The 25,435-nt window shown below is 23.1% G+C and carries 34 protein-coding genes; 23 read left to right on the top strand and 11 right to left on the bottom strand.

Going from position 1 to position 25,435, the window contains the following annotated elements; genetic code table 4:
* Positions 1-33: 33 nt before the first annotated feature.
* The 7 genes from AAHM98_RS06285 to AAHM98_RS06255 all read left to right on the top strand — a co-directional run bounded on the left by AAHM98_RS06285 (position 34) and on the right by AAHM98_RS06255 (position 2,912).
* Complete coding sequence (locus tag AAHM98_RS06285; protein ID WP_342276006.1) at positions 34-234, top strand: hypothetical protein; 201 nt, start codon at positions 34-36, stop codon at positions 232-234.
* 66 nt (positions 235-300) lie between these two features.
* Complete coding sequence (locus AAHM98_RS06280; protein ID WP_342276005.1) at positions 301-435, top strand: hypothetical protein; 135 nt, start codon at positions 301-303, stop codon at positions 433-435.
* A 2-nt stretch (positions 436-437) separates the two neighbouring features.
* Positions 438-1,496, top strand: coding sequence for a hypothetical protein (locus tag AAHM98_RS06275; protein ID WP_342276004.1), 1,059 nt, complete (start codon positions 438-440; stop codon positions 1,494-1,496).
* 12 nt (positions 1,497-1,508) lie between these two features.
* Complete coding sequence (locus tag AAHM98_RS06270) at positions 1,509-1,691, top strand: hypothetical protein (protein WP_342276003.1); 183 nt, start codon at positions 1,509-1,511, stop codon at positions 1,689-1,691.
* 20 nt (positions 1,692-1,711) lie between these two features.
* Positions 1,712-1,900, top strand: coding sequence for a hypothetical protein (locus tag AAHM98_RS06265; protein ID WP_342276002.1), 189 nt, complete (start codon positions 1,712-1,714; stop codon positions 1,898-1,900).
* Between the two features lie 23 nt (positions 1,901-1,923).
* Entirely contained in the window at positions 1,924-2,409 is a 486-nt protein-coding gene (locus AAHM98_RS06260) for a hypothetical protein (RefSeq protein WP_342276001.1), read from the top strand.
* Between the two features lie 218 nt (positions 2,410-2,627).
* On the top strand, positions 2,628-2,912 hold the full coding sequence (locus tag AAHM98_RS06255; protein WP_342276000.1) for a hypothetical protein: 285 nt from the start codon (positions 2,628-2,630) through the stop codon (positions 2,910-2,912).
* Here the strand turns inward: AAHM98_RS06255 and AAHM98_RS09035 are convergent.
* Both AAHM98_RS09035 and AAHM98_RS06250 read right to left on the bottom strand, forming a co-directional pair.
* Positions 2,866-3,153 (bottom strand): transposase, encoded by a 288-nt coding sequence (locus AAHM98_RS09035; RefSeq protein ID WP_425289585.1) that lies wholly within the window; start codon positions 3,151-3,153, stop codon positions 2,866-2,868. The two genes, AAHM98_RS06255 and AAHM98_RS09035, sit on opposite strands and share 47 nt — an antisense overlap.
* A 35-nt stretch (positions 3,154-3,188) precedes the next feature.
* Positions 3,189-3,458 carry a hypothetical protein gene (locus tag AAHM98_RS06250; protein ID WP_342275999.1) on the bottom strand — a complete coding sequence of 90 codons (270 nt, stop codon included), beginning with the start codon at positions 3,456-3,458 and terminating at the stop codon, positions 3,189-3,191.
* A 219-nt stretch (positions 3,459-3,677) separates the two neighbouring features.
* Here AAHM98_RS06250 and AAHM98_RS06245 point away from each other — a divergent pair, with 219 nt between their 5' ends.
* Positions 3,678-4,304 (top strand): hypothetical protein, encoded by a 627-nt coding sequence (locus AAHM98_RS06245; protein ID WP_342275998.1) that lies wholly within the window; start codon positions 3,678-3,680, stop codon positions 4,302-4,304.
* Between the two features lie 296 nt (positions 4,305-4,600).
* Here AAHM98_RS06245 and AAHM98_RS06240 read toward each other — a convergent pair whose 3' ends face one another.
* Positions 4,601-5,107, bottom strand: coding sequence for a hypothetical protein (locus AAHM98_RS06240; RefSeq protein WP_342275997.1), 507 nt, complete (start codon positions 5,105-5,107; stop codon positions 4,601-4,603).
* Here AAHM98_RS06240 and AAHM98_RS06235 point away from each other — a divergent pair.
* Positions 5,096-5,818 carry an IS3 family transposase gene (locus tag AAHM98_RS06235; protein ID WP_342275996.1) on the top strand — a complete coding sequence of 241 codons (723 nt, stop codon included), beginning with the start codon at positions 5,096-5,098 and terminating at the stop codon, positions 5,816-5,818. The genes AAHM98_RS06240 and AAHM98_RS06235 overlap by 12 nt on opposite strands.
* 170 nt (positions 5,819-5,988) lie before the next feature.
* Here the strand turns inward: AAHM98_RS06235 and AAHM98_RS06230 are convergent, their stop codons facing one another.
* Positions 5,989-6,117 (bottom strand): hypothetical protein, encoded by a 129-nt coding sequence (locus AAHM98_RS06230; protein ID WP_342275995.1) that lies wholly within the window; start codon positions 6,115-6,117, stop codon positions 5,989-5,991.
* Between the two features lie 301 nt (positions 6,118-6,418).
* A complete protein-coding gene (locus AAHM98_RS06225; RefSeq protein WP_342275994.1) occupies positions 6,419-7,054 on the bottom strand; it encodes an ECF transporter S component in 636 nt (211 codons plus the stop codon).
* 97 nt (positions 7,055-7,151) lie between these two features.
* On the opposite strand from AAHM98_RS06225, the gene AAHM98_RS06220 reads away from it, so the two are divergent.
* Positions 7,152-7,706 (top strand): inorganic diphosphatase, encoded by a 555-nt coding sequence (locus tag AAHM98_RS06220; protein ID WP_342275993.1) that lies wholly within the window; start codon positions 7,152-7,154, stop codon positions 7,704-7,706.
* A 449-nt stretch (positions 7,707-8,155) separates the two neighbouring features.
* Here the strand turns inward: AAHM98_RS06220 and AAHM98_RS06215 are convergent, their stop codons facing one another.
* On the bottom strand, positions 8,156-9,331 hold the full coding sequence (locus tag AAHM98_RS06215; protein WP_342275992.1) for an Mbov_0401 family ICE element transposase-like protein: 1,176 nt from the start codon (positions 9,329-9,331) through the stop codon (positions 8,156-8,158).
* Positions 9,332-9,426: 95 nt separating this feature from the next.
* Between AAHM98_RS06215 and AAHM98_RS06210 the strand changes: the two genes are divergently transcribed.
* The 13 genes from AAHM98_RS06210 (at position 9,427) to AAHM98_RS06150 (ending at position 22,977) form a co-directional block, all read left to right on the top strand.
* On the top strand, positions 9,427-9,810 hold the full coding sequence (locus AAHM98_RS06210) for a hypothetical protein (protein ID WP_342275810.1): 384 nt from the start codon (positions 9,427-9,429) through the stop codon (positions 9,808-9,810).
* A 121-nt stretch (positions 9,811-9,931) separates the two neighbouring features.
* Positions 9,932-10,456, top strand: coding sequence for a hypothetical protein (locus AAHM98_RS06205; RefSeq protein WP_342275991.1), 525 nt, complete (start codon positions 9,932-9,934; stop codon positions 10,454-10,456).
* A gap of 12 nt (positions 10,457-10,468) precedes the next feature.
* On the top strand, positions 10,469-11,788 hold the full coding sequence (locus AAHM98_RS06200) for a hypothetical protein (protein ID WP_342275922.1): 1,320 nt from the start codon (positions 10,469-10,471) through the stop codon (positions 11,786-11,788).
* Between the two features lie 3 nt (positions 11,789-11,791).
* Complete coding sequence (locus AAHM98_RS06195) at positions 11,792-12,082, top strand: hypothetical protein (protein ID WP_342275923.1); 291 nt, start codon at positions 11,792-11,794, stop codon at positions 12,080-12,082.
* Positions 12,048-12,890: a hypothetical protein gene (locus AAHM98_RS06190; protein ID WP_342275924.1), complete on the top strand. Its 843-nt coding sequence runs from the start codon at positions 12,048-12,050 to the stop codon at positions 12,888-12,890. Before AAHM98_RS06195 ends, AAHM98_RS06190 begins: the two co-directional genes overlap by 35 nt.
* Positions 12,890-13,807, top strand: a complete 918-nt coding sequence (locus AAHM98_RS06185) for a hypothetical protein (RefSeq protein WP_342275990.1) — start codon at positions 12,890-12,892, stop codon at positions 13,805-13,807. Before AAHM98_RS06190 ends, AAHM98_RS06185 begins: the two co-directional genes overlap by 1 nt.
* An 8-nt stretch (positions 13,808-13,815) precedes the next feature.
* Complete coding sequence (locus AAHM98_RS06180) at positions 13,816-14,331, top strand: hypothetical protein (RefSeq protein WP_342275917.1); 516 nt, start codon at positions 13,816-13,818, stop codon at positions 14,329-14,331.
* Between the two features lie 6 nt (positions 14,332-14,337).
* On the top strand, positions 14,338-14,679 hold the full coding sequence (locus tag AAHM98_RS06175; protein ID WP_342275989.1) for a hypothetical protein: 342 nt from the start codon (positions 14,338-14,340) through the stop codon (positions 14,677-14,679).
* Between the two features lie 41 nt (positions 14,680-14,720).
* Entirely contained in the window at positions 14,721-16,376 is a 1,656-nt protein-coding gene (locus tag AAHM98_RS06170; protein WP_342275988.1) for a hypothetical protein, read from the top strand.
* A gap of 4 nt (positions 16,377-16,380) precedes the next feature.
* Positions 16,381-17,850, top strand: coding sequence for a hypothetical protein (locus AAHM98_RS06165; protein ID WP_342275927.1), 1,470 nt, complete (start codon positions 16,381-16,383; stop codon positions 17,848-17,850).
* Position 17,851: 1 nt separating this feature from the next.
* A complete protein-coding gene (locus tag AAHM98_RS06160) occupies positions 17,852-19,207 on the top strand; it encodes a hypothetical protein (RefSeq protein WP_342275928.1) in 1,356 nt (451 codons plus the stop codon).
* A complete protein-coding gene (locus tag AAHM98_RS06155) occupies positions 19,161-22,091 on the top strand; it encodes a hypothetical protein (RefSeq protein WP_342275987.1) in 2,931 nt (976 codons plus the stop codon). The genes AAHM98_RS06160 and AAHM98_RS06155 overlap by 47 nt, the downstream gene beginning before the upstream one ends.
* Before the next feature lie 415 nt (positions 22,092-22,506).
* On the top strand, positions 22,507-22,977 hold the full coding sequence (locus AAHM98_RS06150; protein ID WP_342275932.1) for a Panacea domain-containing protein: 471 nt from the start codon (positions 22,507-22,509) through the stop codon (positions 22,975-22,977).
* A 67-nt stretch (positions 22,978-23,044) separates the two neighbouring features.
* Here AAHM98_RS06150 and AAHM98_RS06145 read toward each other — a convergent pair whose 3' ends face one another.
* From AAHM98_RS06145 to AAHM98_RS06125, 5 genes are all read right to left on the bottom strand, one after another.
* Positions 23,045-23,221: a hypothetical protein gene (locus tag AAHM98_RS06145; RefSeq protein ID WP_342275753.1), complete on the bottom strand. Its 177-nt coding sequence runs from the start codon at positions 23,219-23,221 to the stop codon at positions 23,045-23,047.
* A 105-nt stretch (positions 23,222-23,326) separates the two neighbouring features.
* Positions 23,327-23,857 (bottom strand): hypothetical protein, encoded by a 531-nt coding sequence (locus AAHM98_RS06140; protein ID WP_342275933.1) that lies wholly within the window; start codon positions 23,855-23,857, stop codon positions 23,327-23,329.
* The gene (locus tag AAHM98_RS06135; RefSeq protein ID WP_342275986.1) at positions 23,850-24,647 is read right to left on the bottom strand and encodes a recombinase RecT; all 798 of its coding nucleotides are present in this window, start codon (positions 24,645-24,647) and stop codon (positions 23,850-23,852) included. Before AAHM98_RS06135 ends, AAHM98_RS06140 begins: the two co-directional genes overlap by 8 nt.
* Positions 24,647-25,288: a PD-(D/E)XK nuclease family protein gene (locus AAHM98_RS06130; RefSeq protein ID WP_342275949.1), complete on the bottom strand. Its 642-nt coding sequence runs from the start codon at positions 25,286-25,288 to the stop codon at positions 24,647-24,649. The genes AAHM98_RS06135 and AAHM98_RS06130 overlap by 1 nt, the downstream gene beginning before the upstream one ends.
* A complete protein-coding gene (locus AAHM98_RS06125; RefSeq protein WP_342275895.1) occupies positions 25,275-25,433 on the bottom strand; it encodes a hypothetical protein in 159 nt (52 codons plus the stop codon). The genes AAHM98_RS06130 and AAHM98_RS06125 overlap by 14 nt, the downstream gene beginning before the upstream one ends.
* Positions 25,434-25,435: the final 2 nt, after the last annotated feature.

Below are 25,435 nucleotides of genomic sequence, written 5' to 3'. Positions count from 1 at the left end.
AGATGTTAGTGGAATTAATATAGGTGATTAGTTATGTCTGATTTTGTTGTTAGTATTTTGCATTTTATTTTTATATTTTCTAATAAAGATATTTCTATGTTTTTAAATCAAACGGTTGATGTTACTAATGAAGTTTATATTTTGTTTAATTTGACTTTTTGACTTGTGTTAGGAGTATTTTTTAATTTTATTTATCGTAGTATTAAATTTGTTTTTAGGTCGTTATTTGGGTAGGTGGTATTTATTAGTGTTTGAGATATTTATAATCAAATACATCAATGTATAGTTGATTATTGAACTATGTTTATAGGTAGTCCAATTGATAATTTTACTGCTATTTTATGTGATTTAGTAGTTTATGGTACACATTTTTTTATTGGATTTGTTTTATTTTATGGTTCATGGTGAATTTTAAAGTGTTTATTTGGTAAATAACTATGTGATTTAAGTTTGCTAAATTATTTTTACTTGTAAATACTTCTGTTCAAGCACCTACTTCTTTGATTGTTTCTAATGACCCTAATGTTGTTAATTATGATATTACAAAAGATATGGTTAAACATGTTAATTATCATAGTTTTGATGATTGAGCAACAATTCCATGAAATTCTGCTTATTTTGATATTGACCAACCGGATTTAAAATTAGTAAGTGGTTATTTTTATGATTATTTTCACCCTGATTATAAATATTTTTTAAATTATGTTAGTTCTGTTTCAGGTGTTTTACAAAAACATGTTGATTTTACTAGTCATTTGATTTTTGATGATGAACAGTTGATTGCTTTTTCAAGGATTATTTTTAATCATAATTTAATACAAACTAATCAAAATAATTATATTGAATTTGGTGGTGCTTCAGGGCAAGAAAAATTTAATGTTCAGTTAGAATTTGAAATTTCTAAACCTTTAAGTTTTTATATACAAGGATTTATGTTTTATTTTAATTATTTTAATTTTCATTATCTTGGTTCTAGTTTTAATTTTTCATTTTTAGATTATGAAGGTAATACAAAATATGTTTTTAAAGGGTTGGTTGATAGTCATTCTTATTTACAAGATATGTATAATTTTATTACTATGCCGGTTCGTGTTCCTAATTTGAAGTATTTAACTATAACTTTTTCTATTAATTCTGTTATTGAAAATCCACAACAGTCGGTATCAGTTAGATTTGGTCAAATTAATATTTTTTCAAGTGAAAATATAACACCAGTACCCCCAAATAGTCCGTTTAACCCTGAGTATGAACGAGTTAGTTGATATGATGTTTTTGGTCATTTACGTAATGCTTTTAGATGATTATTATTTGGTGTTGTTGGTAAACTTTTACCAGTAGAACCATTAAGAGAGTTTTTTGCTAAGATTGATGGTTTATTAAGGCATATTTTTGATGATACTATTAGTTCAGTTTTAAATGTTGATTTTATTAGTGGTTTAGAACAAGTATTAACGTTATGAGTATTTTTAAAAGCAGTAGGATTTTTAATTGGTTAGGAGTGAAAGATAATGCCTTGATATGGATATTTAATTTCTGAATTATTAAATTTAAATAAAACTAAACCTGATATGAAAGAATGACAATCGGTAATTAAAAAATTAGAAACTATGAATCATGAAGTTACTATCGGGATTATTGCTAAGTATGCTCTTGCTTGTTGTTTGGCACAAAGACATAAAGGTAGGGTATAGTTAGTCCTATTCCTATTAAAGTGCGTAATGAGTTTAGTTATCGTTGTTCTTATGATGATGTTTTTAAATTTAATCAATTAAATAGTAATTATGATTTTAATGAGAATGATATGGTTGTTTTAGATGAATTGGGGTTAAAGATTAATAGTAATGATTTATCACCGGAATTTAAAGAAACACAAGAAAGTTTAGGTATGTTTTGAAATTAATAGGTCATAATTTTAATGGAATAATGTATATGATTGAACAACACCCTGATAGAATACCAAAGCAAGCACGTGAAAAAGTAGAGTATATTGTTCAAGTTAAGAGAATGCGTATTTTATTATTTTTAGTTAAGTTTAAACTTAATATTTATACTAATGTTGATGATTATAATAAAATTGTTTTATCTAAAAGACAAACTAGGAAAATAATTAAAAAGGGTGGTTTTCCCCCAACTTATAGTGGTGAGACTATGACTTTTAGTTTGTGATTTCCTAGGTCTTATTTACAAAAATATAATAGTCGTGCTTTGCATTATATTCATGATTTAAAGAGTGAGTTGAGTAGTGTTAAAGAGTATGAACAGTCACAAGGTTTAGAATTTACTGTTGATGATATTAGAGCGGTAGGATTAGATAAGTTGGATAATATATTACAGACTGAAAAAAAAGATGTTGTTAAGGTTCGTGGTAAACGTAGTTATGATAAAAATAAAAAGTTTGCTAAGAAGTAAAATGTATATGTATTGCCGGTGCCAACCAAGAACCTTTGGTTTGGTTGGCGGGGCGTTTACGCCATTTGTCCAACTTTTTAAAAGTAGTTGGTGGGGTGTGGGTGCGTAGCACCCAAGGGGCAAAGCCCCTATATACTTGTAAACTAAATATAGTTTTTAACTCATTGTTTTATTTAAAGCAAATGGGTTTTTATTTTTTTAAAAGGAGTAGTAAAAATATGCCATTAATCAATGAAGAGCAAGAATTGCAAATAGAAATAGAAAACTTAAATGAAAAAATTAATAAATTAGACAAACTAATTTTTGGTTTTAATAAGGAAAATGACCGTTTAGATGAACAGATCTGAAACATAGAATATAAAATTGCAAATGGCTTTTATCCCTTTATGTACTTTTTTAAATTTTATCACATAAACAAGGATAAAAGCCTACCTAGGAAATTATCCCCGCATGTACTTATAGTAAGCACAACATCAGGGTTTCAAAAGTTAGAAGTTTATTAAACTTATATGCAGATTCTTTGGCATATAAGTGAATGTTTTCTTTTGAAACCCTGACATGAGTTCTGAAAGTCTTCCTCAAATGTTTTCACACTGACTCAATTTGATTTGTGTTGACACCATTTGATGACACATAACCAAATTGATGATTTACTGTTTCATGTTTAGGATAAGAAGTTTTAAAACTTTGATATCCTTTTCAAGAATCAGTAAACAATGGACAGCTAACAGAAATGTGCTGCAAAGCAAACTTCAAAAGGTTTTTCTTGTCTGCTTTTTTTAAACTTTCACAATTAAATTATTGGTTGTTTTTTCATAAATGCCAACAATCAATGTTTTATTCAACAAAGATCTCCCTTGTTTTTTTGAACCCATATGTGAAAGATACATTTCATCCATTTGTGGAATGCCATTGATAATGAGTTGTGATTCTTGTTTTGCAATTCTATTTCTGATTTCATGATCCATTCTTCAATCTGTTTTATAAGTCACACCTAATTCTTTTGTAAGATCTGTTGCAGAGGTATGCCATGCTTGGTGTTTATTCATCTAAAGATAAGATAAAATCAAAATGTCAATTTGGTTTGTGACTTATAAAAAATGGTGCCATGTAAGATGTTAAATGTTTGATGACATTTCAAACATCTTATTCTTCTAAAATCAGAAACATTTATACATTTGGTGTCACACTTGATACATTTAATTGTTTTCAAACTTGCGATATATTTTAAACAATCTTTTTCTGTTTGAAAACTGTTGTTGAACTCGTTGAGTTTCATTTTTTCCTCCACAAGTACATGCGGGGATAATTTCTTTGAAAATTTAAGACAACAAAAAAAGCAAGATGATTGACAATTAACTTTTTTAAATGTCATTACTATAGGATTGTTTAAAGTTTTCAGAAATATAAATATTAATTCACAAATTAAAACTTTAAAAATAGAAAATGAAAAAAACAAACAACCTCTCAAAGATTTAAAATCAACAATTTTAGAAAAGATTAATATTTGTTGAAAAAATTTATTTACTAAAAATGAAATTCAAGAATATCAAGAAATTAATAAAAAATTAAACTTAATTTTAGAAAATCAAAAAAATTCAAGAGTAATTGCTGGTGCCCTTGACTATCCATCAAATAAAAACCCATTTGAAGAAAAATTCTCTTCTACAACATTAATTAACAGCAGTGTTAGTGATTTACCCTTTGATAATAACAATAACAATTATCCAGAAAAATTAAATTCTTTTTCAGAATCAGATGAAGAAGATAAAAATGAATTTACTAATAAATTATCAAATAACAGCCCTGATAAAGGGATTGATACTGTTTCAATAAATAGTGATGAAAGCATTACAGTACTAAGTCGTACTAGTTCACAACAAAGTATTTCATAATAATTATAAAAAAATTAGTATGAAAACTTTATAACTTTAATAATTTACAAAATTACTGCTCAATTGAGCAGTTTTAAATAAGAGATAGCATTATTTATTCATTAAAAAATCTTTAATTGAGGCTTTCCAATTAACTGTGTAAGTTAATTTTACAAAATTACTAATTCTTGTATTATTTGTATTCATAATTGGTGTTCTCCTTTAAAATGTATTTTAAGCACTATTACAAGCTATTTATCAAACGTTTCTTTTGTGAATACATAAACTATTCATAGTTGTCAATTCGTTTGTGTTTTTTAATGCTTATCTTTGATTTTCATGTTTTTTCTTATTTGATTTTTTAGTTGTTCTTTTAATTTTAAGTTTTCTTCTTGTAAATTTTTAATTCAAACAATTAATTGTTCTTTTTGTTTTTCTACTTTTTCTAACTTATGTTGGAAAGACAAGTCTAAGGGTTTTTCAAAAATTTCTTTATGTTCCATTTCAATTATTTTCTCAAAAAAGACACTGTCTTTTTCAATAGAGACTTTACTACCTCTTTCAAACCAAAAACTATGAACATCTGTAAATAATATAGTTTTATGATAGATGGCTCTAATATGTTGTAACTTTCCATTTATTACAATTGAAAAATAAGTATCTTTACTTTTTTCGGTTGAAAATAATTGAACTTTTATATGACTAGGATATGATTTAATTATTATTCCTGGTCGTATTTTTTGCTTTCCATTTTTATCAATATCACCATTTAATTTAACTTTAATCCCAGTACCTTTTTGTAATTTTCATCATTGAGTTTGCATAAAATATATTTTGATTGAATAAAGAAAATTTATAAGTTAAACATACAACCACATATTGTTTATAGGTATATGAAAAATATGGGTTTAAAATCCAAAATTAGAACAAAGAAGTTTGATTATAGGTTAAAATCTGGCAGTTTAAGATATGATAATTTATTAGACCGTAATTTTGCAACTACTGGTTTAAATCAAAAATTAGGCACTGATATAACCTATTTACTAACTAATGGTAAAACGTATTATTTATCAATCGTTAAGGATTTTCACAATAATGAAATATTAGATTACAAAATAAGTTCAAGTTTAGATATGTCATTTGTAACAAAAAATATTATTCAAGCTTGAGTTAATGCTGGAAAGTATAAAACATGAATTTTACAATCAGATCAAGGTTTTCATTATACCAACCCTTCTTATAAAACTTTATGTGATACGTTAGGTATAAAAATATCAATGTCCAGAAGAGGAAATTCTCCAGATAATGGAGCAACAGAATCATGGTTTGGAACTATGAAAACTGAATTCTTATATCAGATTCCAAGAAAAAAACGAACTATTGAATGAATTAAAGAAAATTTACCTAAGTATATTTATTTTTACAACAATCATCTACCACAACCAAAATTAAAAGGAATGAGTCCAATTGAATATCGATTAGCTTATTCCCAAACAAATATTAAGTTTATTCCTATGAAATTAGATTTAATGTAACATTTATAATAATAATTATATAAGGTTCTTTTTATTGTCCACTTTACTTGACAAGTTCAAAGTTCACTATTTAGGTTCTTTTTTGTGTCTACTTTATTATGGGTGATCAGTTTTCTTTCTCTATTTTCAGAACTATCAATAGTATTGAATTTTTGTTTTTTTTGGTTCACTTAAAATTCTTTTTCTATTATTTTTCTCCTTACCTTTTTATCATTCACAGCCTTTAACTTTGAAGCAGAATCAGCAATATTATTCACTAGTCCATTTTGAATAGCATTTTGTCTTTGTTCACTTTTCAAATCTTTCGTATTGTTTGTTCTTCAATTTTTCCCACGAGTATAATTATCTTTTACACTAGCTTTAAATTTACTAGCTAATGAAACTGCATCCCCAACAACAGGTGTTGCTCCTATTACTGCTAGTACTTTCTTATCGGCACCTTAACATGGTCAGCATATATATACCCCTTACTACTCCACTTACTAAACCACGTGTAGCACCCCAACTAACATCCCCCACGTGTGTTTCATCAAGTAGCATCATGGCTTTTTATTAAGTTCAGGAATTGCTTACATAATAAACATAAATGTAACTACTAATTTAATAATTAAAGTGCTGCCCTAAAATTTGAATAGGTCGTACTAACAAAAAAAATAATCCTAGAACTAAAGTAAACTTAAATAAATTATATGGTAAAAAGACAATTCACAATTGATTTTTATAATCACCTTGACCATATAAATCTAGAATAAATGCTCAATTAAAAAATACATTAACCAAAGACACTAAAATACAAGTAATAATAACTACTGGTAATTCAACTATTAATAATCGTTTTCATCAATTAGTAGGTTCATCTTTTCAATATGGTAATAACTTAAACAACATATGAAAACTACAATATATTAATATTAAACTAATAGTACTCAACATATAAGATAATTCACCAATCACATTACTAGGAACAACGTGTGGAATAATTAAACGTAATCATGGCGTAATAATACCAATTAATAAACCATATGGTAACTTTAAAACTACTACTGCTAATAAATTAATAGTATTACCAAAGTCAATAGTTAAGAACCCGAAGAAAGTAGGAATTTCTAATAAACTAATTAATGTAGTTAATGCTAATAAAATACTAATCATAGCTACTTTATGAGTTGTCAACTTAAATGCACTAATAAAATATGTTTTTAATTGTTGAAGATGATTCTCATTTTTTAAATTCATGGTTACTCCTTGAAGGCAATATTTATTTTTAATTATATAGGAAAAAACGTGTTTTTATTATATAATAGAATTAATTTTAAAAGGAGATGAAAAAATAATGGCAAAAAATAACAAGAGCATTGTACAAATGGTAGTAGAAATTCCTAAAGGTTCAAGTAATAAGTATGAATTTGATGGAAAGACTAAAACAATGGTTTTAGATCGTGTTTTATATGGTGCTAACTTTTATCCTGGTGAATATGGTTATATACCTAATACTTTAGACTATGATGGTGACCCCTTGGATATTATTAGTTTAATTACTTATCCAACTTTCCCTGGCTGTTTAGTAGATGTGAGAATTTTAGGAACTATAAAAATGATTGATGGTGGTGAGATTGATACTAAAGTGTTTGGTGTTGTTGCTAGTGATCCGCGTTTTAATGATTTTAAAACTTTAGAAGATGTACCATCACATTTACGTGATGAGATTACAAATTTCTTTTTACAGTACAAAGCATTACAGAAAAAAACGGTTGTTATTGAAGGTTGAGGCAACTTAGAACATGCTATAAAAGAATTACAAGCATGTAAAGATATGTTTATAAAATATGAAAAGGAAATGTTAGATTTACCTAAAGAGCAATTAGTAGCATTATTAAATAAGAAATAATATCTTTAGAAAATGTCCAACTTAATGGTGACCAGGGAAATAAGTACTAATTACTAAGTAATATTTTTTTAATACAAGTTTTTGAAAATTAGTGGAAGTGAATCATTCATTTAAGTCAACACCCTTGTTCATAAAATATAAAAAAAGTATAACATCGTAGTTGTGCTTTTGAAAAAATTTATTTGCATAACTATTGATTCTCAAACCAATTGTATTATAACTTATATAGGTTTACATACTTTCATAGTTATATGAAAGCCCAAGTGTAGTTTTGAGGGCGAATAAAATATACGTATAGATACTTTCAATGAGAGAAATATATCTTTAATTGTTAGTGTAATTATACCATATATTATCATTCTTGTAAACAATAATATCACTTTAATTTTACTATTTTAATCTAAAAATTCCTAACTATTTAGGTAAATATTTATTTAATTTTATATTAACTAAAAACTAATATTTTGTTTATTAAGATATGCTACTCTTGCATTTAACATATTAATAAATGTTTTAGAATTATATGCTTTTGCACCATTTCCTTTTAATGACTTTACTAAATGAAAAACAGTACTTTCAGCATAACAACCAATATTTCAATCTGCTCCTTGATTAATAATACCTTGAGTATTATTTTTAAAATAATTAAATGTTTTTTCATCAACATTATTTTCTAAAATATTAATAAATTGATTATAATTACCGTTTTTAAAAGAAGCAGATGAATCTATATACTTAGTTCAATCAGTAGATTCTTTTTTCTTTCCCCTTTTACCAACAAATGATTTTCAAAGATAACTAAAAGCATGAAATTTATCTAATATATAATAACCACCTAATAATTTAGCCATTGCTCTTATTGATAATGCACCATCACCTGCAATTATTAAATTAAGATTTTGAGATTCTAAATCTTTTAAACTATTTATTTTAATATCATAATTATTATTAATAGTTTCAAAAACAAAATTATATACTTTATCTTGTGACATATTATCATCATTTTTATATAATAAAAATGCTGTTGTTTTATTTAATAATTTATTTCTATTTTTACTAATATTAATTTTATGAGTATAAAGATTAAAAATTTTAATACAATGTTTTTCTATTATTCCATAATCATTTCTTAAAAATTCATAACAATCATCAATATCAATATGAAGTTTTTGATTATCTAATACTTTAATTTTTTCTTTTAAAGGTTGAATAGTAAATTTACTATTTTTTATTATATTACTAATAGTTTGATTTGAAATAGGACAATCGGGTAACATATCTTTAATATCACATTGTCTTTTACCTTTATGTATTTGTTTTAATATAAAATTTAATAAACGATTAGTACAATTTTTATATTTTAGAATTTTAATAAAATTTTTTACTGGACATATATTTTCATTAGTTTCTAAATTTTTATATATTCTTAATGGAAGATAAGATTTTCCAAAAGGATTAATAATTAATTTTTGTCTTCTTTGTATATATTTATATTTATTTTTATCATAAGTTTTAAAATAATTATAATCATAATTTAATAAATCTTGTTCATATTCTTTTATTTTTAAATTTGTATATTTAATATCTAAACTATCATAATCATATTCATTATTAATTAAAGTCATAATATTAATTCCTTTCTTAATTATTAATCTAAAATGATTATATATAAGAATAATAGTAAATGTTATAATATACATAAGGATAAAAGGTGAATAATATGCCAAAACAAAGAAAAGAATTAGGTAATTATAAAGAAAAAATACAAGAATATTTAAGAACAAATAAAGATAATCTTAAAAAATGTACTAAACAAGAATTAAATTATATTTTAAAGGTTGATAATAAATACATATTTGATTGCCGAAGAAGACCGACAAAATGACAAAAAGATTTTATTAACGAATATGATAAAGCATGCCTTAAAATAGGCATTGCACGATTAAAAAATGTAACTAAAGTTGCACAATATGAATGATTATATTTAAGAACAAATCATAGAGATATGTTTGATGATTTAATAGATAATCAAGATGTAGAAACAAATAATAGTAATATAATTATTAATATTACTGAACCAAGAAAAATTGAAAATAATAATTAGAAAATCTATATTTAATATAGATTTTTTCTTTATTTTAAAGGGTAAAAATGATATAATTATTATGAAACATGGCGTGACTATTTGCCTAATAATAGGAATTATTATTAATAAGGAGTTTAAAATGGAAAATTTTAAATGAGATGATAAAGTAGATTATTCTAAACCAGAAAATTTACAAAGATTAGTTAAAGAACATGAAGAATTTATGGAAAATAAAATCTTAAATCCAAAACTACAAGAACAACAAACTAAATTAAAAGAATATGAAACTAAAATTAATAGTTATGAAGAGCAACAATTATTTTCTAATATTAAAGATACTAAAAAAGTAAATTTAATTAAAAATTTAATGAGTACTGATAATTATAAATCTTTATCTAAACAAGAAGCATTTAATAAAATAAATGAAGATTATAAAGAATTTCTTATTGATAAAATATCAGAATCTTTTAAACAAGAAAATAAACCTAATACAAATGATTTTAATCCTAAAACTCTTTTAGATTTACATACAAATAGTATTAATCCAGAAGAATTAGAAAGAAAATTAAATGAAAAAGCAAAAACTACAGGTATTACTGACCCTAACGAATTAGAAAAACTTGTAAATTTAGCAAGAGGAAATGCACTTAAATCTATTAAATAGAAAGAGGATAAAATGGCAATTCCACAAATACCTAAAGCATTTATTATTGGTGGTAATACACCTACTGAAAATGCTGTTTTAAGTGTACTTGAAGCACAAGTTCGTGGTGAATTAACTGCTGAAATAAGTACTTTATTTATGAGAAATACTGTTACTGCTGACCAAATAGCAAATATTAGTGGTGTCGCAATGGCAATATATAGAGCAACAGTTCGTGTATTATGAGGTTCAACATGAGATGAATTTACTGGTACTAAAAGACAAAAAGGAACAGTTAAAACAACAACATTAATTATTGATAAAGAATTAACAATTGATTTTAATATTCCAGAATTTGATATTGAAAGATTTATGACTTCACCAGCAAATGTAGCAACTCAAATTGTTTCAAATTGAACAAGTTCATTTATGAGAAATTTAAGAGAAAATTTTGAATTAATATTTTTACAAGGTACCAAAGATTATGCAATTGCTAAATCATTAGTATTACCTTTAAATTTAAATAATATGACTAAAGAACAAGCATTAAATGCTTATTATATAATTGGAGAAAGAAATAATAAATTAATTAAAAAAGTAGATGATATTACGGTTGGTATTAATAAAGCAGATTTAACTGGTGCTTGTGGTATTGATAGTAGTTTTAATTTGGCAAAAGCATTTACATTATTAAATTATGGTCAAATTGCTGCAAATACTTTAGCAACTGGTAAAAGATATACAAATCAAATTATGGGTATGGAATTTTATGAAAGTTTTTATTTAGAACAAGATTTTATTCATGATACAGTTTCTGGTATGCATTTAGAAAAAGATTATAATTTATTAAATTTATTTGGTGTAGTTTATAACAGATATATGTGAGGTATGCCTATTTCATTTACAAAAGTAAGAAATAAATTAGATAATGCAACAGATAATATTCGTATTATTGGGAAAGCATTATATGCATTACCAAGTGCAATTAGACCAGATTTAATGTATATTATTCAAGAAAAAATGCCAACAATTGATGAAATTAAAACAGCAAGAGCAAAAAATTATAAAACAGACCCAACTAATGTTAATGCTACTTATCAATCAACAGATTATGATAATATGAATATTTTAGATTTACAAAATATAATTTATTATAAAGATTTAGGAAAAATTACTATTGCTAGTGATAATCCTACTAGTGATGAATTAGATATAGCAATAGTAAAAATAGGTAATGTTGGATTTGAACCTAAAAAAGCAACATATACTAATATTACTAATACAAGTGCAACTATGACTGGTGATAATAAAGAATATTATGGAACAGTTAAATTAACATTTACTAAGGCTTAAATTATGGAATTTATATATAAATATTTTAATGATAAATCACATATTATTATAAATTCCCCAAAACCAGAAGATTTAAATAGTTCACAAGATATATTAGCAATATTACTTTATGAATTTCCAACATTAAATCCAAATTATATAAGAGTAAGTAATGTACATGATAATTTTGCTGTATGTGTTGGAGATAATGTTAATTTAAAAGGTAAAGTATTAATTCAAATTAAAAAATCTACTAAATTATTAAAAGGAGAAAATAAACATGCCACAACATGCTGAAACTATACCATTGAGTAACTATACTTTAATAAAATTAATAAGAACAGGTATAAGTCCAATTTTAGCAATGATTGGAACCAGTGCTTATTATGGACAATTAATAGGTAATCCAATATTAGGCTCAATTAATTCTTTATTATTTGGTAAAAAATTAGGTTTAGATATATGAAATTTAAATCAAAGACCTTCTTCTAAAACTAAATTTATTAATAGTAGTAAAAAAATATTATTAGGTTTAGGAACAATTAGTTTAGCAAATTATAGTAAGTTTTTAAATACTGTTATTACACCAATAGAACCTAGTACAACAATTAATCCAATAACAAGTACTATATCTCCTATAACTACTACAAGTACAACATCAACAACTGTTAATCCATTTCCAGATAATTTATTTAATAATAATTCTAATAATTTAATGGATTGAGATACTTATATTTCATTAAATGCTTATGGTATTTCAAATCTTATTAGTGGAATTACTGAATTAATACCTAATAGATTTGAACCAATAAGAAAAATAGCAAATATGGGTACTGGTGGGTGTTTAATTAGTAGTGGTGTAGCAATGGGTATTAATAATGATTTTAATAATGCTTATGCTATTCCTACAATAATAGCGGGTGCTAGTGAAATTATACATAATTTATTACCAATGAAAACAAATCATGATAGAGAAATGCAAGAAACTTCATTTATTGATAATGAAACTCAACCAATAATATCAGATGATAATAATTTTGATTGAGATAACTATGAAACAAGAGATACTATTAATGATTATGACCCTAATATTCAACGTAGTAATAGTTTATTTACTTTATAATGTTACCTTTAATTATTAGATTAATATATTCTGCATTAGCTAGTGATGATATTCGAGTATTAATTGTTAGTTTATTAAAAAATTATAGTAAAGATAATGGATTAAAATCAGTGTTAGATAGTGAAAATGTTTCTATTGAAGAATTAAATCAACCTTATTCAGTTTTTAATCCTAATATTGCTAAAAAATTATTATCTATTTTAAAACCTAATGAATTAACTATTTTAAAAACTGAATTAGATAAATTATTTGTTAATCCAATTAAAAAAGTTAATAATTTATTTAAAGATAATAAAACTAAAGATACTAAAGATTTAAATAATAAATATGTAAAAGAAACTGATAATAAAGATGATAAAGGTTGAGTAATATTATCTAGTTCATGATTAAAAAAAGGTTTATTTTATAAATCTAATAAATCACTTAAATTAGGATTATTACAAGTTTTAATACAATCTGATACATATAAAAATAAACGTTGATATGGTCCATATACTTATCCTAATGTAAATGAAGACACTTGAGAATTAATGAAAGTTCAAAAAGGTAAAAATGGTAGTGGTGCTGGAACAATATTTTGAAGATATTTTTTAAGGGGTTTTTTACCTTCACAAATACGTAAATATGTTAAGAAACAACTTAAAGAAGAGAAAGGTATTAGTAAAGGTAAACAACGCTATAATGTGCTTAAATCAACTAATATTAATGTATTAAAAACAACTGCATTTATTAATAGATTAGAACGTGGATTTTTTAAACTTAAAGAATTTAAAACTTTACCAAAAACTGAATTAGGTAGTAGAGCATGAAGAGTAGAAAGAAAAGAATATTTAAATTTTCATAAAACAAGTAGTACTACTAAAAATATAGGTATTTCTATTTATAAAAATAAAAGTAAATATAAAACATGAAAGTAGGTGATTATATGGATATAGATTTAACAAAACCTATTAAACCAATTGGTATATGAAATACTATTAATCCAATATCAAAAGATAATAAAGAATATAAAAAATTAAATAAAATTTGATTTAATAAAAATAGTACTCATATAGATAAAATCAAAATATTAATATCTAATATTTTAAAAATAACTAGTCATATTATTGGTATATTAATAACATTATTTTTTACAATAACACCATGATTACTACCTAAAATACCAATAGAAATGGGAATTGGAAGTTATACAACTCAATATAATTTTACTTGACCTGACCATTTGGTTTTAACTTTATTTCCAATGTTTAGTCATATAGGATTAAATCTAGCAACTAAATTAGGTAATTATGGAAAATTACTTAAATTTGGATTAATAATAATTCCAATTATTATTACAAGTCCTTATTTAATTTATCAATATCAACAAATTAAAAAACATAAAAAAGAATGTATTTTATGTAAAAATCATTCAAATAAAATTCAAATAGAAAAGGTGTAATAAAAAATGAATTTAACAGTATATTTATTAAGTGGAATTATAGGAGGAGCAGTTACTAGTGGTGTTATTATTACTTTTGTATTATCTATTATTTCAAAAAAAATTAAAAAAAATAAACAAGATATAGTTGCTAAAGAACTTAAATTTAATAAATTAATTGAATATATTATTTTAAATATTAAACAATTAAATGATAGATTACAATTAACAGAAACTCCTATTGCACAAAAATTAGATGCTTTTGATGTTGATGAAAAAGATTTTGAAGATTTTATTATTGCTCAAAAAGCAAAACGTCAAGAATTAACAAATAAAGATAAGAAAAAAGTAACTAAAATTAAAATTTAAAGGGTTTAAATACCCTTTATTTTTACATTAAGGAGTAAATTATGGCAATTAAAGACCCAATATTATTTATTACAGTTGAAGAATTTAAATTATCAAAATATTTTAATGAATTATTTTTTGATAAAGTAACTACTCCAGATAATGAAATTTGATTTGCAATATCTGTAGCTAGTAGTAATATTGATTATTTAAGTGGTTTTACTATTAGTAAAAAATGACCAGAAATAACACCAACAGATTTTACAAATAATGTTCAAACAGCAACTGCTAATTATGTTAGATTTTTATTAACTAAAGATGTAGATTATTTACGTGGTCAAGGTTCAATTAGTCAAGGTGGATTAACTTATAGTGAAACTAATCCAGATGACCCTTATTTTATCCCACCCGAAGTATTTAATTATTTAAGAAAAATTAAAGAATATCCAAATATTAAAGGTTTTAATTTAAAAGGAATAGAACCACAAAAAAATAATTATTTTAATAAATTTATTTCAAATTGTGGAGAAGATAGTCCATTAAATGCATATATACCATATACTAATATAAAATCATTAGATATTAGAACTAAAATTACTATTACTAATACACAAAATATGTTAAGACCAGTTGTTAATATTGATACTAGAGGTATTAATACAAGTACTACAGTACCTGAATTTAAAAGTCCAAAAAAAACTATTAATATTAAATATGATAAAGAAACTCATATAGTTAATAGTGATGTTAGTGATAAAGTAATTTATTTTGATGACCTTGATGATAAAAAAAATGCTATTGAAATTTTAAAACATACTTTAGTACCTAATTTTATATATAAATGAGTTGCTTATAAAAATTTTAATCCGTTTACAGAAGATTACTCAAGTTATTTAAATGGAACTTTAATTCCAAAAAAATATGCAGATGATAAATTATTATTAAAACAAGATAAATTAATTGCAGGTACTAATATAACTATTAAAGATAATATTATTAGTGCTACTGGTGGTAGTGAACCGCCAGATTTAACTGATTATTATAAAAAAGAAGAAACTAATAATTTATTAGATAAAAAAGAAAGTATTGAAAATCATAATAATGATATAAAATCAGTAGAATTAAAAATTAGTCAACTTCATACTGAAGTAACTAATAATATGAATATTATAGTTTTAAAACAAAATATTAAAGATGATAATTTACAAACTACTGATAAAACTATTACTGGTGCTATTAATGAATTAAATAAAAGAACTAAACCTTTAAAACTTAAATTAAGTAGTTTAGAAACTAATGAAATAGAAGAAAATTATTGAGATATTGAATTTAAAAATAATCCAAATCCTACTCCGAGAATTCCAAAATGAAAAAAAGTAGGAAAATTAATAAAAAATAACACACAAATAGAATATGAATTAAAACCTAATAAAAAATATAAATTAACTTATAATAATGTAAGTAATCTTGAACCTTATTATAGTTATGCTCCAAAATTAGAAATTATATTTACACCACAATTATTACCAGACCAAGTACCACTTACTCCAAAAATATGTCATCTTTTTGGAAGTGTTAAAGGAAATTATGGAATTACTGGTGCAATTTATTTAAATAGTATTCCAGTTGGTACACGAGAAAGAAAAATTGTTTGTGTTACTATAATTGATTTATATAATTCATCTGGTTTATATTTACTAGAAGAATTACAGGAATAATATTATGAATAAAGAATTTACTTATTTAAATGAAATTAGTTATTGATTATTAAATAAAAGTGATTTTACTCATAGTGAATATAATCTTAGTGGTAGTAGATATTCTAGTAAAACATATAGTATAGCAGAAGAATTAGCAATATTAATAGTTATATCAATTAAAGTACAAAAATCAATTGCTATTTATGCATTTAGAAAATTAAATAAAGATATTAATGATTTAGTAAAAGAAATATATAATGCTTTAATAATAATTGGATTGAATGATTATAAAGACTTTACTTTAAAATACCCTAATAAGCAAGCAGACTTTCGTTTTAAAGGTTTTAAATCATTTATTAGGGTAATGGGTGTATATAGTAATTCAAATGATAGAATACCTTTAAAAGGTCTTTCTCGTAGTGAAATAAAAGGTTTTGATTTAGCAATTGAATGATGTGAAGAAGCAAATGAATTTAGTCAACAAGAATTTCAAGCAATAACATTTGCATTAGGTAATGCTAAAAAAAGAATAAAAATAAAAAGTTGTAATCCAGATAATATTTATCAATATTATATTGAATATATGAATAAAATTGTACCTTTTAATTTAGAAATAATGAAAGAAAAAAATGAACAAATTAAATCAATATTTGATAATAATATTTTTAAATTATTTCATTATAGTAATTGAAAAGTAAATGCTCATAATCTTACATTAGATATGATTAATGATTTAGAAGAATTAAAAGTATTAGATCCAATTAAAGCACAAAGTTGATATTATGGTGTACCAAGTATTTTACAAGGTGCTATTTTTGCTAGATATTTAGATAAAGTTAATACTAAATTAGATTTTCAAGTACAAAGATTAACTGGTGGTTTAGATATAGGTATGGCAACAAGTCCAAGTGGTCATCCTACATCTGCTTCATTATGATTTATTGGTGAAAATGATAATGGTAGAAGAGCACATAAAGAAAGTGAATTTTATCATAGTAATGTTACTATGCAATATAAAGATACTGATACTTTAGCAAATGATATTATTAATTATTATATTAATGAAAGTAAACGTTATATAGCAATGTTATTTGGTTTTACTTGTTATGTTGATTATGGTAATGGTGGGTTAGTATTTATTGATGTTTTAAAAAGTTGAGTTAAAAAACGTAATATAACATGATTAAAATTTATAGCAGTAGATAAATCAATTTTATATTTAAATGATAGAATTGATTTTACAACAATTTGTATGCTTAAAAATATTATTAGTTTTAATTGAGAAAGATGTCCAGAAACTAAAAGACAATATAGTTTAATGCAATGATTAGATAAAAAGAAATTAGATACTAATAATAGTCCGAAAATGTTAGATTTACATGATGATACTTGAGATAGTGATATGTATGCATTAATGCATGAAATGAAATGATTAATTAATGGTATTAATAATAAATTATTAATTAATAAAAATAATTTTGGTGGTGATTAATATGATAAATACAATGGAATATTTAAGTTGTGATAAAAAAGATTGATATATTGATATACCAATGATTATTGCTCAAAAATCAACTAAATTATGATTAGGTAAAGGATTTTTATTTAATTCAAGTAAAAAAGAAATATTAGATTATCTTAATGAAATGAATTTAAAAGATAAATGATTAGAAAAATTTTATAAATTTGGTTTACAAAATTCACTAATGGGTAAAGTATTTATTATGATTATAATTAATGAAGATAATAGTAAATCCCTTAAAATATTACCTAATAGTTTTTGTGGTAGAGTTGCTAAATATAATGAACAAGAACAATCAGCAGAATTTTATTTTATTAATGAACAAGCTGATAGTGCTACTTTAACTTGAGTAATAATACAAAATGGAAAAGTTAAATATGAAACATATAAAGATAATAATAAAGATATTATTTTAGGTTCTACAAGAACTAAATTAAAACCAAATATAACACCATTAAAAACTTATGAAATTAAAAATTCATTTAATTATATTCCTATTTTTGAAATAACTAATTTACCAATTATTAATTTATATGGTAATACAACTACTTTAAATGCATATCCAGATTGTACAGCAGTATGAGATTTAATATGAGATTTAAATCAAGTTATTAAGAAAAAAAGATTAGAAAGAGAATTTAATGTTACTACTTTATTTGCTGTATTAGATAATGAAACAGTTAAAGAAATGCAAGAAAATGGTAATATTATTGAAAATCCTAAAAAAGATATGATAGTTAATGTTGGTAGTGCTGGATATGATAAAAATGGGAATGGTAGTATGCAAATTATACAAGGTGACCCAAAATTTAGTGAATATTGATTAGATTATAATGGTACTGCTAAAGCAATATTTAATGGTTCTGGTTATGATTATGATGAACATGGTAATGATGTTTATACTAATAAAACACAAAGTATGTTTAATAATAAATTTGATATGGAAACAACAGAAATTAAAATAGCATTTTATAGTGCTTATTTTTATCGTATATTTGATTTACTTCTTATTAGTGAAAATTTATGAAATGGTATTGGTGAAAGACCTTATTCATTTAAATTTATACCTATAGCAATGACTGACCAAATAGTACAAGACCAAATTATTAATTCAAGATTAAATAATGGTACTATGACAGTAAGTGAAGCAATTGGTGAATATGATAATATTGACCAACTTATGGCAGAAAATAAATTTGAAAATATTATTACAGAAAATAAAAAATTAAATAAAGAATTAGGAGATAGTGAAAATGAGCAATCATCAACGAATTCAATTAATGAAACACGCACATCTAAATCTAAAGAGACAACAAGCAATAATTAAACGTTTAAGTCATTGAAAAATATTTCCATTTATAATTAATAATGGAGCAATACCTTTAACTGAAACTGGTTATAAACCTATTAATAGTAAAATTAGTGATTTTGGTCAATATGAATTAATACTTTCTGGTAATACTCCAGTTGTATGTATTTGAAAAAATAGTACTAAAATCTATCAAAAAAATAAAGGTATAACAGACCCAACTACTCATAAAACTACTGGACAAGACCAATATTATACTAAACAATATAAAATTGGTGATTATTGAAATGCTTATTTAATTGATGATACAAGTGGTGTAGATTTTGGTGGTTTACCTAATAATCAATTATTTAAAACAATTTCTACAACAAGACAATATATATTAGTTATGTTTGAAGAACAAATTACAGTAGATGATTATTTACAATTTTTTTGTGTATTTAATGATAAAAATGAAAATATTGGTGGTAATACTGGTAAAAATCAAGATAGACAATTATTATATATTTCAAATGTAACTAATTATTATAGTCCTTATAATGGTGAATTTAGTATGCAAGTATTAACTTTTAGTTCAGTTAATGATAGAGCAGTAGCAAGTGGTCAAAATACGCTTGATTATGTACAATATGCAAGTCCAGGTAGTGGTTATGCTTTCCCTACTATTCAAAATAGTTTAGTAACGTTAAATCGTACTTTAATGCGTGATATTGGAGTTAGATATAGTCATAGACAATCTTATGGTTTAGAATTATTATCTAGTTGTTATTATTATGGTAGACCTATAATACAAGGTCAAGCACCTAATCAAATTAATAATAATGAAATATTTGAACAAAAAGTATTTGCTTCAAGAAGATTATTTATTGCTGGTAATAATGACCGTTCAAGTACATCAGTTAAAAATAATGGTGGTTTATTAGCAGGTATTAATGATAAAATAACTACTAATAGTCATCCAGAAACTACATTTTATAATTTAATGGATGCAAAACCTACTGGATATCTTAATTTTAAAAATTGAAAAGAATGATTATCAACTAGTTTAAATTTACAAGCAAATTTATTTGTTACAAAAGATTTTAAAGGTATGTTAGCATTTGATAAAACAAAAGCAACTAATAGTAATGGTACAGCAATTGGAGAAGCTAAATTCTTTTGAGATAGTGAATGAAATATTAATAATATCTCTGGTAATTATAATGTAGATATGTCTAGTAATTTTAAATATAAAGACCCAGATACTAATTTAATTATTGGTTCACCAACTGTAGATTATTCAAAAATAAGTCAAAAATATATGAGTGCTATATTAAATTTTAATTCAGTAGTATTTAGTAGTTTAATACAAATGCCTTATGATAGTGTACAATGATTACCTTTTGCTTTAAGTGATATACCATTAATTGGTAAATTATTAAATGTTTTAAGTTTAGGTATTCCAATTGGTTTTATTATTAATCAAAATAATCAACAATATAAAAAAATGTTATATTTTAATGGTTTCATGTCAGCATTTTTTACAAATAATTTAGAAAATATTATTGGTAATGGTGGTTTAATTCCATTAAATGCTTTTGCTAATGAAAATGCTTTTGCTAATGAAAATGCTTTTGCTATTGGTAAATTATTAGGTGCTAATGTTTCTACAACTGCTATGACTATGAAATTAACTGATAGAATATCAGTATATCCATGAGACCCTAAAACTGGTCATAAATTAAAAACAAAAGAACAAATAAGTACAGTTGATTTATCACAAAAGAAAAATAATAAAGTTTATATTTTAGCAGAAGATACTGAATTTTTAGATATAGCAAGTCCATTAACTAACTTAGACACAGAAATGCAATGAAATCCAACAAGTAATGGTGTTAGTGATGGTTCTAATTATGCATACATTATTGATACAATTGTAACTCAATCATTACATCAAGGTGAAGAAAGACATACATTTTATAGTGATAATCCATTTACTTATCAAGGTGATTATAATGAACTTTCAATAGCACAATTTAGATATAAAAATAAAGGAGCATTAACTAGTAATGCTTTTAATTGAACTACTTTATATAAATTAAATCATGATGAATATAAAGAAACTGAAGAAACTACATTTAGTTATCCAGCAAATATCTTACCACCAAGTCCACAAAATATAGCAAAACAAATAGTTATTATTCCAGAGTTAAAAATAGATATAGTAACAAATAATATACCATTAACAGATACAACAGTTATACCAGTAAAAGATAATACTAATGAGTGATTAAATGCTAATCCAAATAAATTGGTTAATTATGAAATTAATTTAAAATCTTTATTAGACCCAACATTATTAATTAATACTTTTAATGATTTACAAAGATATTATAAAAATATAACTATATATTATGATTATGATATTGAGACAAAAGAAGAAATACAAAATAAAACCCTTCATTTTCAAGGATTTGATGTAACAACTAATTTTTCTACAACAGAAAGTTTTAATCCAGCAAAAACAGAAAATACAAGTATGACTATTGATTTAAAAGATTTAATATTTAAAGATTATGTTTTACCTACTTCTTTTAAAGAATGATTTCCTATAAATACTCCTGCCCTTAATGGGCATATGGGTTATGCAAAAGCTTGTTGAAAAACAAATAATTATTATATTTTGAATAATTATGATTTTAAATTAAAACAGGATAATGATTATGGTTTTGCCAGAATTAATGCTGATTTAGTGAATAATAATTTCATTGGTTTATTAATTAAAGATAAAAAATTAGAATGAACTTTTTATTTAGAGGTTACAATTGGCAAAATAGAAGGTATAATTTATACTACATATGGTATGAGATATATAAATAGTATTAAAGCTAATATTACTAAAATAGTATTAAATCCCAGATAAATTTATTTTTTGTTATAATAAAAAATAAACACTAAGTGTTTTAAAAAACAAAAAAACAAGAAATTATAAATGAATAATTTTTTTGTTTAAATAAATTAATTATAAGAAGATTTATTAAAGCATGGATTTAGAAATTGGAGGGATACCATATTGACTATAAAAATATAACTATTAAAAAAGGAAAACAATTACAAGAAAAAGTTATAACCACACAATCTTAAATATTAATGTATAATTTAAGTAATCTATTTTTTCTTAGCAGTTTTGATAGATTAAATTTAAGATTAAAAAGTTACTAGAAATAGTAACTTTTTTTATTATATTTTTGTATTATCTATTATTCATTTTTTAAATATGTTAATATGTGAATATAAAATAATAGTTTTTGCTAAGTTATCGTTCGGATGTGATTAAAATGGAAATTAATAAAGTAAAAGGATTATGTAAAGAAATCATAAAATTTTATGATAAAGAACAAAAAAATAAGAATATACCAAAAGAAATGCAAGAAAATATTAGTAATTTAAGATTACAAAAAATCTTATTATTTCTTTATTGTTATTATTGAAAAGAACTTAAAAAAGAAATAATAAATATTAATTTTTATGCTTGAACATATGGACCAGTAGTAAAACCATTATATAATTTTTTAAAAGATTGTGGTTCTAATGGGATAGATATTTATAGATTTCAAGAATTTGAAACTCCTAAATATAATAAAAAAATATTTCAAAAAATATTAAATCATTTAAGTCAATTTTCTACAATGAGATTAGTTAGTGCTTCACATGATACAGAACCATGATTAAAAACTCCAAATTCATCTGTTATTGATAATGAATTAATTAAGAAATGATTTGAACAAGATGTCCCTGAAATCAAATAAAAATAGACAAAAATCATTAAATATAAATTATCTATATTTAGTTATTAATCTCAATCAAATTCATTATTTACTCCTTATTTTTATAATATTCTTTAATTTCTTTTACTTTATTATTAAAATCTAATTGATGTTTTTTACACATTTTAAAAAATTGAACAGAAGTATTTTCTAAATCTGTAGATTGTAATTTAATTAATACTTTACTATTACAATCTTTACAAATACATTTTAATTTAGTTTTCATTTTATTTTTTCCTTACTAAATCAAGTAATAAAACAATAAAACAACCTAAATTTATTAATGCTATTATTGTAGAATTTATAATTATTAATATTTCTCATCAAACCATTATTTCACTTCCTTATTTAAATAATATCAACCAATTAATAAACTTTCTGCTTGGTCATGGTCTTTAATTTTAATATTTCAATTATGGTTCTTAATCATGAATTGAGAAAGTTCAATTGATAACTCTTTAGTTCAAGGTTTATAATTTCAATTATATTTAATTTCATCTAAACTTTGATATCATTTTCTTCATTCACTACTACTAACTAACATATCTTTAGTTAATAATTTATTAAATTGTCCAGCAATAAAACCACGTAAATGGTCTAATGTTTCTTTACCTTTACCAAATTTTGGATTAAATATCCCACGTTCAATTACTAAATATAAACTATAATCTGTTTTATCATCAATTACACCTAAATTATTAGTTTGACATTGTAGAAAAACCATATTAATAAAATCAGTAAAATAATGATAATCTTTTTTAGAAAAATTAAGACTAGTTATTAATATTGGTATTTTATTTTCTCATAATGTAAACCCAGTATTTTTTATACTTGGGTCAATTGAAAGTAAATAATTATTCATTACTAAATACTACCTTATCTAAATTATCAATATTAGTTTGTATTTGTTCATAATTAATATTTATTTCTTCTTTTGGTTCTTCAATAGATTTTAATTTAATTTCTTTATTATCATTATTTGGATTATCAACATACATTATATTTTCATTTTCTAATACTATTGCTTGATCAATTTGCATTGCTCTATCAATAATATTTTGATTTTCTAATTTAATACTAGGGTCTTTATTAATATCTCTAATAATTGCTTTAATAACTGTTTTAAGTGCCATAGCATTAAAACTAGTAGTTCATGGACTATTACCATTTGCTTTACTATATTTTTTTCTATGTTCTTCACATTCTTGTTTAGTCATACCTTTAATAAAAGTAATTATTTTACCTAAATAATTTTTAATAGAAATCATACCATAATAACCAATAATTATTTTATTTTCAAATATTTTACTAGGGTCTAATTCTCAACGTTGAGTTTCTTTATTAAAAATATGTTTATCAGTAATAATTTCTCTTTGAAAATCAATTACACAATTTGAACGTTGTAATAAAGTTAAAAAACCATCTTCTTGTATTTGTACTTGTAATTCATTATTATAAGGTATTAATGCTATTTCTTTTTTAATTGGATTATTACTTAAATCTAATTCAAATATAGTTGCTAAAGTATTAATAACTGATTGTGGATTTAATGTTGATAATTTTTTATCATTTAATTTTGTTAATTCATAATAGTTAGTAAATTGTTGTATTTTTGATTTATCTATATTTTTAGGTAAAGTTAAATTTGCCATTAGTGATTTTCCTTTCAAAGTGCAATTGCCATTTCTCATTCATATACTAATTCATCTGTTATTTCTACTAATATTTTTTCTACATTATCTTTTTGAATTCAATAAATATAATGTGTATTTGATAAATTAAAACCATTATTTTTTAATATTCAATAATAAGCGGTTAATTGTAATATTGATTTTTCTTTATTTTCTTTATACATATTTGATAATGTTTTAAAATCAATTATTGTATATAAATTATTTTCTTTATAAATTAAATCTGGTGTTCCAGCAATAATATCATAAGTAAATACTTGTTCACATATATATTTAGTATTTACTTTAAATTCTTGTAAATTATTTAATAAATTTTCACAATATTGTAAATAATTTTTATTAAATAAATGTTGAATATTATTTAATAATTTATCTTTTATATTATTAATATTTATATTTTTAAAATATAATTCTGCTACTTTATGAACAGTTTCTCCTCTTAATCTAGCATTTTCTAATCTATCAAAAGGTATATTTTCATAAGGATTTTTATCTTCATATAAATAATATTGAATAATTTTAGAAACTGAAATTAATTCTTTATTTTTAATAAAATATTGATGTGTATCTTTTTTAAAAATTAAATTATTATTCAATTGCATTTTTAATTAAATTCCTTACAAATTTATTAATTGTAATATCTTTTTCTACACAAATTATTTTTAATTTATAATAATCAGTTTTATTAACTCAAATATGAATTTGTTTAATAATTAAATCTTCTTGATTTTTCTTATGTGCTGGCATTA

Source organism: Spiroplasma endosymbiont of Nebria brevicollis (assembly GCF_964030895.1).
Classification (GTDB): domain Bacteria; phylum Bacillota_I; class Bacilli_A; order Mycoplasmatales; family VBWQ01; genus Spiroplasma_E.
Note: the sequence above shows the minus strand (reverse complement) of the source record. Positions and strands in the feature narration are given on the sequence as shown.